Here is a 12,901-nt window from a genome sequence, read left to right on the forward strand (position 1 = left end):
TGCCCCGGCGGGTCTCGCTAATTATGTGTTGTGCGGCCGCCGGCCGGACTGCCCCCCGCCCCCCGCCGGGCGGCGGCCCCCCGGGTGGGGGCCCTGCCTCCCGGCGTGTGGGATCGCCCGTGCGGCGCGTCCGTCAGCGTCAGTAGGCGCTGTTCACGTTGTCCATCGAGCCGTAGCGGTCGGCCGCGTAGTTGCAGGACGCGACGATGTTGGCGACCGGGTCGTACTGGTCATGGGGGGTGCCGGCGACGTGGTACGTGTCGAAGGTGGGCTTGATGATCTGGAGCAGGCCCTTCGACGGGATGCCGTTCTGGGCGTTGATGTCCCAGTTGTTGATGGCACGCGGGTTACCGGAGGACTCACGCATGATGTTGCGGTGGATGCCCTCGTAGGTGCCCGGGATGTTGTGCTTCTTCATGATGTCCAGGGACTCGCGGATCCAGCCGTCCAGGTTGTTCGGGTAGACAGCCTTGCGGGCGGCGGCGCGGTTGGCGGCGGCCTGCACGGCGGCGCGCTTCTTCGCGGCGGCCTTGGCGGCAGCGGCGGCCTTCGCCTTGGCGGCGGCCTGGGCCTCGGCCTTGGCCTTCAGCACGGCGGCGGTGGCCTTCGCCTTCGCCTGGGCCTGAGCCTGGGCGTCGAGGAAGGACGACTGGTTGGCGATGCTCGCCTGAAGGGCCGCGGCCTTCGCCGTGTCGACGTTGGTGGACCAGGCGACATTGGCGGTGGACACAGCCTGCGTCTCGGTTTCGGCGGAGGCGCTGCCCGGGACGAGCGAGAACGCGAGGGCCGAGACGCCAACGGCGGCCACACCGGCGATCGAGATCTTGTGAGTCTTGGACATACGAGCGGAACCGGAAGTGCGGGACGCGAACATGCGAGACGTACCTCTTCGAATAGCGGGAGTCGCGAAAGGCCGGGCGGCTCAGCGCCTTCTCGGCGGCGACGAACGCAATTCTTAGCGGCAGCAAAATCCGCTGGCAAAGGTGTGACGTACGATCCCGGATAGTGGAGCAGGACCCCATAAGTCCGGACAAGTCCCCTAAAAAGTCCAGTTCAGATGTCCTTTATGTATCCACTAGTGCGCTTCGTAAGTGACCTGCGCCCTATGCGCGGGCTCACATCCGGCCCCGCTCCACCTCACAGTGAGTTGCTCAAGCAATCCGATCTGTCATGAGGTCATCCGGCAGGATGAGGTGCACGTCCCCGAACTCATGCCAGAGGTAGCCGTGCTCCAGTGCCTGGGTATAACCGCAGGCCAGCGCCTCTTCCCCGGCGATGGCCGCCAGCATCAGCAGATGTGAGGCCTCGGGCTCGTGCAGTCCGGTCAGCAGGCCGTCCACCGCCCGCACCCCCCGCCCGGGAGTGACCACCAGACCGGTCCAGTCGTTCGCCGCCCGCACCACGCCGTCCGGCCCCGACGCAGACTCCAGCGCCCGTACGGCAGTCGTCCCCACCGCGATGACCCTGCCGCCCCCCGCCCGTGCCGCGTTCACCAGCCACGCCGTCGCCTCGGACACCTCGAAGCGCTCCGGGTACGGAGGCTCATGCGCCTCCGCCGACGCCACACCCGTGTGCAGGGTGAGCGGAGCGAACTGAACCCCCCGCCGCACCAGCTCCGCCACCAGGGGCTCCGTGAAGGGGCGGGCCGCGCTCGGCATCTCCGCCGAGCCCGAGCCGTCGAGCGTGGGCAGCGCGAACACCGTCTGGTACGCGGACAGCGGCTGGTCCCGCTCCGTGTACCGGTATCGAATGGGCCTGCCGTACCGCCTCATCAGTCCCGCCACGTCCACCGAGGCCGTGGCCCACCACAGCCGCCCGCCCGCTGCGCCCCCGTGCTCCCGCGGCTCCTCCAGGACGAGCTGTCCGCCCCCGGGCAGCCGGATCCGTGCTCCCGCAGGCCCCCCGGGCCGCTGCCGCGTGCTCCCCGCGCCATCTGGGGCGCGCAGCTCCACCACCCAGCGCTCACCCTCCTGACCGCGGCCGGGAGGCAGGTCACCGCGCGTCGAGAAGTGCACGACCAGGCGTTCGGCACCGAGCCGCCCGTCCATGGCGGCCGGCAGAGTGGGTGACGTGTTCACCACAAGAACATCTCCGGCCCGCAGCTGCCGGGGCAGCTCCTGGAACGCATGGTGCGACACCGCCGTGCCGCGCGACACCAGCAGCCGTACGTCGTCCCGGCCGCTGCCGCGATCCTCCGCGGGCACGCGCGCCAGCAACTCGTCCGGCACCTTCAGACTCTCCAGGACACCCACCGGGCTCATCCGGTTCACCCCACTCACCCCGCTCACCGGCCCGCCAGCAGCGCGGCTGCCTCGTACCGGCCGCTGGCCGGACGCTCGTCCAGCAGCCTCAGGAACGCCGGGACCACCGACTCCGGCTCGGGCCGCGCCCCGGCGTCCCCGTCCCCGGGCACGGCGGCCTCATACAGATCCGTGCGCATGTCGCCTGGGTCCACCGCCCAGACCCTCAGCCCGGGCTCCTCGACCGCCAGCACCCGGGTGAGCAGGTCGAGCGCCGCCTTCGACGACCCGTATCCGCCCCAGGTGGCATACGCCTCCCGCGCCGCGTCCGAGCTCACCGCGATCACCGCACCCGCCGTATCCGGCTCCGTGCCCCCCGCCGTACCGGTGCGCAGCAGCGGCAGTGCCTCCTGCACCAGCCCGAGCGCCGCCACCACATTGGTCTCCAGCGCCTCGCGCAGCCCGTCCAGCGGCAGCTCCGCCAGCGGCACCAGCGGCTCGGCACCCAGCGCGCTGGCATTGCTGACCAGCAGATCGAGCGACCCCAGCTCCTGCGCCGCCGCTACCAGGTCCCCGCGGTGCCCGGCCCGGGTGACATCCCCGGCCAGCGCCACCACCCGGGTCCCGAACCGGCGCCTCACCTGCTCAGCCGTCTCCGTCAGCACGGATTCGGTGCGCGCGTCCAGCACCAGGTCCCAGCCACGCTGGGCGAGCGACCCGGCCAGTGCCCGTCCCAGCCCCTTGGAGGCACCCGTGATGATCGCTACCGGCATGATGTCCGTCCCCTCTGTTCGGTTGCCCTCAGGCCACCTCAGGCCCTGAGACCCTCAGAGTGGCTCTGCACCCCAGCCGTCCACCTCGTCCCCGAGGCCCTGCCTTACAGGGCACTTCGACCTACGACCGGCGGCCCAGGCCGCGACCGTCCACAGGCCGATACGCACGGTCACGGCACGCCGGTACGGTGATCCCATGAGCCACAGCCCGCGCTCCGGCCTCGCCGCAGTGAGCACCGCCCTCCTCGAGATGAGCAGGCACCTCGAGGTGCGCGACGTCCTCAAGACGATCGTCGCCTCGGCACGCGAGCTGCTCGACGCGGAGTACGCGGCGCTGGGCGTGCCCGACGACCACGGCGGCTTCGCACAGTTCGTCGTCGACGGCGTCAGCGACGAGCAGTGGAGGGCGATCGGACCGCTGCCGCGCCAGCACGGAATCCTCGCCGCGATGCTCAGGGACGCGAAGACCGAGCGGCTCGCTGACGTGCGTGAGGACCCCCGCTTCGAGGGCTGGCCGTCCGCCCACCCCGACATGTCCGATTTCCTGGGCCTGCCCATCAAGGACGGCGACGAGACGATCGGCGCGCTCTTCCTCGCCAACAAGCGGTGCCCCAAGCCCCCCGGCAGCCGCGGGGGGACCTGCGGATTCACCGAGGAGGACGAGGAGCTGCTCTCGATCCTCGCCCAGCACGCCGCGATCGCCCTCGTCAACGCCCGGCTCTATGAACGCAGCCGTGAGCTCACGATCGCCGAGGAGCGCTCCCGCCTGGCCCATGAGCTGCATGACGCGGTCAGCCAGAAGCTGTTCTCGCTGCGGCTGACCGCCCAGGCCGCAGCCGCGCTGGTGGACCGTGATCCCGTGCGGGCCAAGGGCGAGCTCCAGCAGGTCGCCCTGCTCGCCGCCGAAGCCACCGACGAACTGCGGGCGGCGGTCGTCGAGCTGCGCCCCGCGGCCCTCGACGAGGACGGCCTCGTCAACACCCTCCGTACGCAGATCCAGGTGCTCGACCGCGCCCACACCGCCCGTGTCACCTTCGACGCCGTGGGAGTGCGCGCCCTGCCCGCGGCCCAGGAGGAGGCCCTCCTACGGGTCGCCCAGGAAGCCCTGCACAACGCGCTCCGGCACTCCGGCGCGGGGCTGGTCGCGGTCAGTCTGGGCCGCAAGGGACAGGGCGCGGTTCTCAGCGTCAGGGACGACGGCAAGGGCTTCGAACCCGCTTCGGTGCGCAGGGCGGGGCGGCACCTCGGCCTGGTCTCCATGCGTGACCGGGCCGGTGGCGTCGGCGGCACACTCACGGTGGAATCGGCGCCCGGCGAGGGCACCACGATCGAGATGGAGGTCCCCGGTGGGTGACAAGGGAATCCGCGTGCTGCTCGTGGACGATCACCAGGTCGTCCGGCGGGGCTTGCGCACCTTCCTCGAAGTGCAGGACGACATCGAAGTGGTGGGGGAGGCCGCCGATGGCGCCGAGGGTGTGGCGCAAGCCGAGGAGCTGGGTCCTGACGTCGTGCTCATGGACGTGAAGATGCCCGGTATGGACGGGATCGAGGCCCTGCGCCGGCTGCGAGCCCTCGACAACCCGGCGAAGGTGCTGGTGGTCACGAGCTTCACGGAACGTCGCACCGTCGTCCCTGCGCTCCGCGCGGGCGCCTCCGGGTATGTGTACAAGGACGTGGATCCGGACGCCCTCGCCGGTGCGATCCGCTCCGTGCACGCGGGCCATGTGCTGCTCCAGTCCGAGGTGGCCGACGTGCTGCTCTCGGAGGACGAGCCCGGCACGGGGCAGGGGAGGGGCACCTCGCTCACCGAGCGCGAGCGCGAGGTGCTGGGGCTGATCGCCGACGGCCGCTCCAACCGCGAGATAGCCCGCGCTCTGGTCCTCTCCGAGAAGACGGTGAAGACCCATGTGTCGAACATTCTGATGAAGCTGGATCTGGCGGACCGTACGCAGGCGGCGCTCTGGGCCGTACGCCACGGCCTCAGCGGCTGATCAGAACGTTTCAGCAGGTCGGCGGAGCCTGCCGCAGGACGGTTGCTCGCCGGTCTGAGATTCATACCGTCGTGTGTATGTCGCCCATGTGGCGTATCCAGATGGGTCCGACGGGCGTTCTCCAGTGCGTGCTGCGGTGACCACCGCAGTCCGTGACCAGGAGGAAGCTGAAGTGAAGAACCTCAAGAAGGCCGTCGCCGTCACCATGGTCGCCGGTGGGCTGCTCGCGGCCGGCGCCGGTGCCGCGTCCGCGACCAGCGCGCACGCGGACGGCAGCGCCGTCAACTCTCCGGGTGTCGGCTCCGGCAACCTGGTCCAGGTCCCGGTCCACGTCCCGGTCAACGCCGTCGGCAACACCGTCAACGTCATCGGTGCGCTCAACCCGGCCTTCGGCAACATGGGCGTCAACGGCTGACCAAGCGTTCCGCCGGAAGTCCGGTGTGTCACTTGGGGCCCTCCCCGCGATAGCAGGGGGAGGGCCCGCTGTGACTGGTCGCGCAGTTCCCGCAGCCCTGCGGGGCGTGTGCCCGGGCGCACCGGACTCCGCTGGACTCGGCTCGCCGCTTCACGCCCCCATGGCTACTCGCGGCGCTCCTGCTCCTCCACGTACGCGTTGTACGCGGCCACCTGGGCACGCCGCGCCACCCGCTCCACCGGCCGCAGTGCCTCACCCCGCGCCGCCATCTCCGACGCGCTCACAGCGCCGCCGTGCCCGTTCTCGTACGCGAGCGACACCAGCAGCCCGACCCGCTGCGCCAGCTCGAGCACCCGCACCGCGCGCGGCGGATACCCCGGCGCCAGCGCATCCCGTCCCGCGCCCGCCTCGGCCCGCGCCCGGTACGCGTCCAGCGCCGCCTCGGCCGCCGGACCGGACCCCGCCACATCGAGCCGCGACAGCACCGCCGTGGCGTCCCGCATCGCCTCCGCCAGCTCACGCTCGGCCTCCCCGAGCGAGGGCACATCCGCGGGCGGGGCGTCCCGTACCTCCAGGCAGTGCCAGACCACCCGCACATGCAGATCCCCGGCGGGCCCCACCTCGTGCACGTCCGGAACAAGCCCGTACGCCGCCCCGTGGCCGACGACCGCCTCCTCCGCATCGAGGGCCCGTGCGTTGAACACCGGCGGTCCGCTGAGCCCGAGCGGATGTCCGGGCGCGGGCAGCGCGACCCGGAAACCCGTCACACCGAGCCCCCGCAGCCGTCCCAGCGCAAGACTGAGCCCGACCGGCCCCGGCTCGTCCGGTAGCCCCTCCACACGATGCACCGCGTCGTCCCCGACGATCGCGAGCACCGCGTCATCGGGTGATACAAAACCGGCCAACAGGGCATTTCCCCATGCGGCCAGCCGTCCTGAGCGTGGTTCCGAAAGCATGGACCCAGCCTAGGTACCGGACCGGGCCATCGGGGCACCCGGCTGGTGGCGTAGGTTTTCCCCTGGGAGCCACGCCCGCAGGCACACCGGACTCCCGGGACCTCTCGACGATTGCATGGGGAGACAACGCGCTCATGAGCGATGTACTGGAGCTGGTGGACGTATCCGTGGTCCGCGACGGACGCGCTCTGGTGGACGACGTCTCCTGGTCGGTCAAGGAAGGCGAGCGCTGGGTGATCCTCGGCCCCAACGGCGCCGGCAAGACGACCCTGCTCAACATCGCCTCCAGCTACCTCTTCCCCACTACCGGCACCACCACCATCCTCGGTGACGAGCTCGGCAAGATCGACGTCTTCGAACTCCGCCCGCGTATCGGCATGGCAGGCATCGCCATGGCCGAAAAGCTCCCCAAGCGTCAGACCGTCCTCCAGACCGTGCTCACCGCCGCCTACGGCATGACCGCCACCTGGCACGAGGACTACGACGCCGTCGACGAGCAGCGCGCCCGCGCCTTCCTCGACCGCCTCGGCATGTCGGAGTACCTGGACCGCAGGTTCGGCACCCTCTCCGAGGGCGAGCGCAAGCGCACCCTCATCGCCCGCGCCCTGATGACCGACCCCGAGCTGCTGCTGCTCGACGAGCCCGCCGCGGGACTCGACCTCGGCGGCCGTGAGGACCTGGTGCGCCGGCTCGGCCGCCTCGCCCGCGACCCCCTGGCACCGTCCATGATCATGGTGACCCATCACGTCGAGGAGATCGCCCCCGGGTTCACCCACGTCATGATGATCCGTCAGGGCAAGGTGGTCGCCGCCGGGCCGGTGGAGACCGAGCTGACCTCCCGCAACCTCTCCCGCTGCTTCGGCCTGCCCCTCATCGTGGAGCGCAACGGCGAGCGCTGGAGCGCACAGGGCCTCCCGCTCGGCCAGTAAAACCAGTTGGGCCCCCGGCGGCCCGGCCCGCGCGCCCTGTCCGAGCGGCGGCCACGGACCTACCATGCCTGTGTGGACATCGACGCATGGGTGTGGTGGCTGATCGCAGCGGTGGGGCTCGGCATCCCGCTGGTGCTCACCGCCATGCCCGAATTCGGCATGCTCTCCGCCGGAGCCGTCGCGGGAGCCGTCACCGCGGCCCTCGGCTTCGGCGTGGTCGCGCAAGTGATCGTGTTCGCCGCGGTATCGGTCGCGCTCATCGCGGTCGTACGCCCCATCGCGGTCCGCCACGGCTCGCAGCGGCCCCAACTGGCCAGCGGCATCGACGCGTTGAGAGGCCGTCAAGCAGTCGTCCTGGAACGCGTCGACGGCGACGGCGGCCGCATCAAGCTTGCGGGAGAGGTCTGGTCGGCGCGCTCCCTGGACACGGAGCGCGCCTTCGAACCGGGCGAGCAGGTCGACGTGGTCGAGATCGACGGAGCCACCGCCGTGGTCATCTGACCACGCGTCATCATCATGTGACGGAACGGGTCCCATCACCGCCCGCGGTCTGGGAAACTCGATCATCAGAATCATCCGGCAGCGAAGGGCACGGGGAGCACGATGCCATCGATCATCATCGTCCTGGTCATTCTGGTGGTGCTTGTCTTCATCGCCCTGATCAAGACGATCCAGGTCATCCCGCAGGCCAGTGCCGCCATCGTCGAACGTTTCGGCCGCTACACCCGCACCCTCAACGCGGGCCTGAACATCGTCGTGCCGTTCATCGACTCGATCCGCAACCGGATCGACCTCCGTGAACAGGTCGTCCCCTTCCCGCCTCAGCCGGTGATCACCCAGGACAACCTCGTCGTCAACATCGACACCGTCATCTACTACCAGGTGACTGACGCCAGGGCCGCGACCTACGAAGTCGCCAGCTACATCCAGGCGATCGAGCAGCTCACCGTCACCACACTGCGCAACATCATCGGCGGCATGGACCTCGAGCGGACCCTGACCTCGCGCGAGGAGATCAACGCGGCTCTGCGCGGGGTCCTCGACGAGGCCACCGGCAAGTGGGGCATCCGTGTCAACCGCGTCGAGCTCAAGGCCATCGAACCCCCGACCTCCATCCAGGACTCGATGGAGAAGCAGATGCGCGCCGACCGGGACAAGCGCGCGGCGATCCTCACCGCGGAAGGCATCCGCCAGTCGCAGATCCTCACCGCCGAGGGTGAGAAGCAGTCCGCGATCCTGCGCGCCGAAGGTGAGGCCAAGGCCGCCGCCCTGCGCGCCGAGGGTGAGGCACAGGCGATCCGCACCGTCTTCGAGTCCATCCACGCGGGAGACCCCGACCAGAAGCTGCTCTCGTACCAGTACCTCCAGATGCTGCCGAAGATCGCCGAAGGCGACGCCAACAAGCTCTGGATCGTGCCCAGCGAGATCGGTGACGCACTCAAGGGCCTCTCCGGTGCGATCGGCAGCTTCGGCGGCCCGTTCTCCGGCAACAACAACAACCACGGCGGCGGCAGCGGCAACATCCCGCCGCAGAGCGGCACCGAGCGACGCGAGCAGCCGCCGATCGATTGACACATACACGCGGTCGGGCATGATCGGTTCGGCCCCTCGACCTTCACGGCGGGGAGGCGACACACTGATCATGTGAGGAGATGGCTTTGTCCATCTGGGAAGCACTCGCGGTCTTCGCGGCCGGTACGGCAGCAGGCACCATCAACACCATCGTCGGCTCGGGAACGCTCATCACGTTCCCGGTGCTGCTGGCCACCGGACTGCCCCCGGTCACCGCGACCGTCTCGAACGCCATCGGACTCATACCAGGATCGATCAGCGGAGCCATCGGCTACCGCGAGGAACTCACCGGACAGCGCCGACGAGTGCTCCGCCTCGGACTCGCCTCACTCATCGGCGGGCTCGGCGGAGCGATGCTCCTGCTCCTGCTGCCGTCCACCGCCTTCGAGACCATCGTCCCCGTCCTCGTCGCGCTCGCCCTCGTCCTGGTGATCCTCCAGCCCCGGATCTCCGCGGCCGTCCAGCGCCGCCGGGAACGGGACACCACCGCGCAACCGCACCCCGACGGAGGCCCGCTCCTCTTCACCGCCCTGATGCTGGCCAGCGTCTACGGCGGCTACTTCACCGCCGCCCAGGGGATCATCTACCTGTCCCTGATGGGCATCCTGCTCGATGACACCCTCCAGCGCCTCAACGCCGTCAAGAACGTGCTCGCCGCGATCGTCAACAGCGTCGCCGCCCTCTTCTTCGTGTTCGTCGCGGAGATCGACTGGACGGCCGCCCTGCTGATCGCGGTCGGCTCCACCATCGGCGGTCAGATCGGTGCCACCGTCGGCCGGAGGCTGTCGCCCGTGGTGCTTCGAACCGTGATCGTCATCGTTGGTACGACCGCCATCGTCCTGCTGCTGCTGCGCTGACGGCACACGAAGGCCCGCCTCCGTGAGGAGGCGGGCCTTCGCGGCACCACAGTCCCGCGCCAGTGCTCACGCCGCGGTGCGGGAGGGTGGCTGCGACGCGTTCCGTACCAGCCACTCCGGCAGCTCCGCGCGCTCACCCGCCCGCAGCGTCAGCAGCATCGCGTCCGCCGGCGTCGGCTCGAAGGGCTCGTGCAACAGCGGCATACCGGCCTGCTCGGGAGTACGGTCCGCCTTGCGGTGGTTGTCCTCGGCACAGGAAGCCACCGTGTTCAGCCAGCTGTCCGCCCCACCTTGCGCCCGCGGCACCACATGGTCCACGGTCGTCGCCCGCCTGCCGCAGTACGCGCACCGGTTCTGGTCCCTGACCAGCACACCCCTCCGCGACCACGGCGCCTGTCTTCGGAACGGCACCCGTACGTATCTGCACAGCCGGATCACCCGGGGCACCGGCAGCTCCACCGCCGCGGCACGTACACGGAGCGCGGGGTGGGACTGCTCGACGACGGCCTTGTCCTGCAGCACCAGCACCACCGCACGGTTGAGCGTCACCGTCGACAGCGGCTCGAAGCTCGCATTCAGTACCAGCGTGTCCCGCATTGTGCCCCACCTCCCATGTGCCGGCCCGGCCCTTGTGGCGAGCTCTGGGCTGGGGTCAACTCTGGCCGGGCACGCCGCGATGGACAACGCAATATCCGCGCACAACGAAAGATGCCCGCTCCTGATCTCTTCCAAGACCAGGAGCGGGCAAACAACAGGCGAAGCCTGAGGAGGAGCTCGGGCCACCCACTAGCCCTTGTTCTCGTACTCCCCGATGAGCTGGGCGCGCGCCAGCGTGTGGAACCGCAGATTGAAGCCCACGGCCGCCGGCGACACCTCGTCACCCGGGCCGAGCTTCTCCTGGTCCACGGCGTACACCGTGAACACATAGCGGTGCGGCCCGTCCCCGGGCGGCGGAGCGGCCCCGCCGAAGTCCTTCGACCCGTAGTCGTTGCGGACATGGACCGCACTGTCGGGCAGGCCCTCGAACTTCCCGCCGCCCGCGCCGGCGGGCAGCTCCGTCACCGATGCCGGGATGTCGAACAGCACCCAGTGCCAGAACCCGCTGCCCGTCGGCGCGTCCGGATCGAAGCACGTCACCGCGAAGCTCTTCGTCTCCGCGGGGAAGCCCTCCCACCGCAGCGCCGGCGAGGTGTTGCCGCCCGAGTGGACCTGGGCGTCCTTGAGGGAGGCTCCGGGCTCGACATCGGGACTCGTCACGGTGAACGACGGCACCGGCGGATGGAAGTCATGAGGCAGCGGAGCCCTCTTCGCCTCGGTCACGTCTGAACCTCCGAATAGGCGTTCCTGCGCGTTTCCGCGCTTACGGACCCGAGCCTAGAACCAGTTGCGGCGACCGCCGACATCAGCGAGCCACTGGTTCAGGTAGGCGGCGTAATCCGTCCCCTGGAAGTTGTGCAGGTCCACCTGGAACGAACGGAAGGAGTCGCTGCCCTCACTGAAGAGCCCCGGCTTCTTGTCCATCTCCAGCACCACGTCCATCTCGCGGCCGTCGGCGATGAACGTCAGCTCGACCTGGTTGAGCCCCCGGTACTGCTGCGGCGGGAAGAACTCGATCTCCTGGTAGAACGGCAGCCGCTGCCGCGTCCCACGGATGTGACCCCGCTCCATGTCCGCGCTCTTGAAGCGGAAGCCGAGTTGGATGAACGCGTCGAGGATCGCCTGCTGAGCCGGCAGCGGGTGGACATGGATCGGGTCCAGGTCACCGGAGTCCACGGCACGCGCGATCTCCAGTTCCGTGGTCACACCGATGTTCATCCCGCGCAGCTGCTGCCCGGCGATCGTGGTGACCGGCGTCTCCCAGGGGATCTCGAGCCCGAACGGCACCACGTGCGTCGCGCCGGCCTTGAGCTCGAAGGCACCGCCGAGCCGCTGCTTGGTGAACTCGATGTCCTGCTTGAGCTCCTGGTCACCGCCCTCGACCTCGACGCGCGCCTGGAGACCGACGGACAGCCCCTCGATCTGCTGATCGACGGAACCACCCTGGATCCGCACCTCGCCCTGTACGACACCACCGGGGACGACGTTCGCCTCTGTCAGCTCCGTCTCCACGGACGCCCCACCGGCGCCCAGGCTCGCGAGCAGCCTCTTGAAGCCCATGCTCCTACCTCCTTGGTCCTGACCTCTACATACGCGCGACGACCGTAGCCGGTTCCCGGGACGGTGCGGACGGGTACCCTCGGGCGCCATGCCCGAGAGCTCCGACCGTACGCCGCTGCCCCGACACTTCTTCGACCGCCCGGTGCTCGAGGTGGCCCCCGATCTCCTGGGTCGCACGCTGGTACGACAGACGGAGGACGGCACGATCGAGCTCCGGCTGACGGAGGTGGAGGCCTACGCCGGCGAGGCCGACCCGGGCTCGCACGCCTACCGGGGCCGCACAGCCCGGAACGGAGTGATGTTCGGCCCGCCCGGACACGCGTACGTCTACTTCACCTACGGCATGTGGCACTGCCTCAATCTGGTGTGCGGTCCCGAAGGCACCGCGAGCGGAGTCCTGCTGCGTGCGGGCGAGATCGTTGTGGGCAACGAACTGGCCCGTAAACGTCGAATCTCAGCCCGCAATGACAAGGAACTGGCCAAAGGGCCGGCTCGGCTGGCCACGGCGCTCGACATCGACCGCGCCCTCGACGGCACCGACGTCTGCGCCGGACCCGACGCTCCCCTCAGCATCCTCACCGGGCGGCCCGTCAGTTCTGACCAGGTACGCCACGGTCCGCGTACGGGAGTGGGCGGCGAAGGCGGCACGCATCCATGGCGCTACTGGATCGAGGGCGATCCCACCGTGAGCCCCTACCGGCCTCATGCGCCACGCCGTAGGTCAACTTGACTCCGTGTTTCGAGACGCCTAACGTAGCCCGAGCCGCCTGAAACAGGGACTGCTGTTCTACAGCCCCCGAAGCGGCCATCCACTACCTACGACGAACCCGGACCGGGTGCGATTTCGGCATGCCGAAATTCAATCCGAATGGCTCGATTATGAGCTGCCAGGGAAATCGGCTAACGTAGTGAACACGCCGAAAGGCAAAGGCCCTCCAACGGCCACTGGAAACAGAATCCGAACCGGGAACGGAACGGAAAATGAATCTGGTAAGGTTGGAAACACGAAGG

At 69.5% G+C, this 12,901-nt stretch carries 15 protein-coding genes; 8 read left to right on the forward strand and 7 right to left on the reverse strand.

What is annotated here, in order from left to right:
* Positions 1–139 precede the first annotated feature (139 nt).
* The 3 genes from ACFV6V_RS30480 to ACFV6V_RS30490 form a co-directional block, all read right to left on the reverse strand.
* Positions 140–874, reverse strand: coding sequence for a lytic transglycosylase (locus tag ACFV6V_RS30480; protein ID WP_385571074.1), 735 nt, complete (start codon positions 872–874; stop codon positions 140–142).
* Positions 875–1,151: 277 nt separating this feature from the next.
* The gene (locus ACFV6V_RS30485; RefSeq protein WP_385571075.1) at positions 1,152–2,261 is read right to left on the reverse strand and encodes an S-adenosylmethionine:tRNA ribosyltransferase-isomerase; all 1,110 of its coding nucleotides are present in this window, start codon (positions 2,259–2,261) and stop codon (positions 1,152–1,154) included.
* Positions 2,262–2,284: 23 nt separating this feature from the next.
* Entirely contained in the window at positions 2,285–3,013 is a 729-nt protein-coding gene (locus ACFV6V_RS30490; RefSeq protein WP_385571076.1) for an SDR family NAD(P)-dependent oxidoreductase, read from the reverse strand.
* 196 nt (positions 3,014–3,209) lie between these two features.
* On the opposite strand from ACFV6V_RS30490, the gene ACFV6V_RS30495 reads away from it, so the two are divergent.
* The 3 genes from ACFV6V_RS30495 to ACFV6V_RS30505 all read left to right on the forward strand — a co-directional run bounded on the left by ACFV6V_RS30495 (position 3,210) and on the right by ACFV6V_RS30505 (position 5,419).
* A complete protein-coding gene (locus ACFV6V_RS30495) occupies positions 3,210–4,367 on the forward strand; it encodes a GAF domain-containing sensor histidine kinase (protein ID WP_385571077.1) in 1,158 nt (385 codons plus the stop codon).
* On the forward strand, positions 4,360–5,004 hold the full coding sequence (locus ACFV6V_RS30500) for a response regulator (protein WP_385571078.1): 645 nt from the start codon (positions 4,360–4,362) through the stop codon (positions 5,002–5,004). The genes ACFV6V_RS30495 and ACFV6V_RS30500 overlap by 8 nt, the downstream gene beginning before the upstream one ends.
* A 172-nt stretch (positions 5,005–5,176) precedes the next feature.
* A complete protein-coding gene (locus ACFV6V_RS30505; RefSeq protein WP_385571079.1) occupies positions 5,177–5,419 on the forward strand; it encodes a chaplin in 243 nt (80 codons plus the stop codon).
* Positions 5,420–5,583: 164 nt separating this feature from the next.
* Here the strand turns inward: ACFV6V_RS30505 and ACFV6V_RS30510 are convergent, their stop codons facing one another.
* Positions 5,584–6,375 (reverse strand): hypothetical protein, encoded by a 792-nt coding sequence (locus tag ACFV6V_RS30510; RefSeq protein ID WP_385571080.1) that lies wholly within the window; start codon positions 6,373–6,375, stop codon positions 5,584–5,586.
* A 134-nt stretch (positions 6,376–6,509) separates the two neighbouring features.
* Here ACFV6V_RS30510 and ACFV6V_RS30515 point away from each other — a divergent pair, with 134 nt between their 5' ends.
* The 4 genes from ACFV6V_RS30515 to ACFV6V_RS30530 all read left to right on the forward strand — a co-directional run bounded on the left by ACFV6V_RS30515 (position 6,510) and on the right by ACFV6V_RS30530 (position 9,733).
* Positions 6,510–7,304 carry an ABC transporter ATP-binding protein gene (locus ACFV6V_RS30515; RefSeq protein ID WP_361277845.1) on the forward strand — a complete coding sequence of 265 codons (795 nt, stop codon included), beginning with the start codon at positions 6,510–6,512 and terminating at the stop codon, positions 7,302–7,304.
* Positions 7,305–7,376: 72 nt separating this feature from the next.
* Complete coding sequence (locus ACFV6V_RS30520; RefSeq protein WP_385571081.1) at positions 7,377–7,805, forward strand: NfeD family protein; 429 nt, start codon at positions 7,377–7,379, stop codon at positions 7,803–7,805.
* A 102-nt stretch (positions 7,806–7,907) separates the two neighbouring features.
* Positions 7,908–8,876 (forward strand): SPFH domain-containing protein, encoded by a 969-nt coding sequence (locus tag ACFV6V_RS30525; protein ID WP_385571082.1) that lies wholly within the window; start codon positions 7,908–7,910, stop codon positions 8,874–8,876.
* 86 nt (positions 8,877–8,962) lie between these two features.
* Entirely contained in the window at positions 8,963–9,733 is a 771-nt protein-coding gene (locus ACFV6V_RS30530; RefSeq protein ID WP_385571083.1) for a sulfite exporter TauE/SafE family protein, read from the forward strand.
* A 66-nt stretch (positions 9,734–9,799) separates the two neighbouring features.
* Here ACFV6V_RS30530 and ACFV6V_RS30535 read toward each other — a convergent pair whose 3' ends face one another.
* From ACFV6V_RS30535 to ACFV6V_RS30545, 3 genes are all read right to left on the reverse strand, one after another.
* Positions 9,800–10,330, reverse strand: coding sequence for an HNH endonuclease (locus ACFV6V_RS30535; RefSeq protein WP_385571084.1), 531 nt, complete (start codon positions 10,328–10,330; stop codon positions 9,800–9,802).
* A 189-nt stretch (positions 10,331–10,519) separates the two neighbouring features.
* Complete coding sequence (locus ACFV6V_RS30540; protein ID WP_385571085.1) at positions 10,520–11,053, reverse strand: YbhB/YbcL family Raf kinase inhibitor-like protein; 534 nt, start codon at positions 11,051–11,053, stop codon at positions 10,520–10,522.
* A 54-nt stretch (positions 11,054–11,107) separates the two neighbouring features.
* Positions 11,108–11,890 carry a sporulation protein gene (locus ACFV6V_RS30545; protein WP_385571086.1) on the reverse strand — a complete coding sequence of 261 codons (783 nt, stop codon included), beginning with the start codon at positions 11,888–11,890 and terminating at the stop codon, positions 11,108–11,110.
* A gap of 88 nt (positions 11,891–11,978) precedes the next feature.
* Between ACFV6V_RS30545 and ACFV6V_RS30550 the strand changes: the two genes are divergently transcribed.
* Entirely contained in the window at positions 11,979–12,620 is a 642-nt protein-coding gene (locus tag ACFV6V_RS30550; RefSeq protein ID WP_385571087.1) for a DNA-3-methyladenine glycosylase, read from the forward strand.
* Positions 12,621–12,901 lie beyond the last annotated feature (281 nt).

Origin of the sequence: Streptomyces sp. NPDC059828, assembly GCF_042731955.1 — a bacterium.
Classification (GTDB): domain Bacteria; phylum Actinomycetota; class Actinomycetes; order Streptomycetales; family Streptomycetaceae; genus Streptomyces.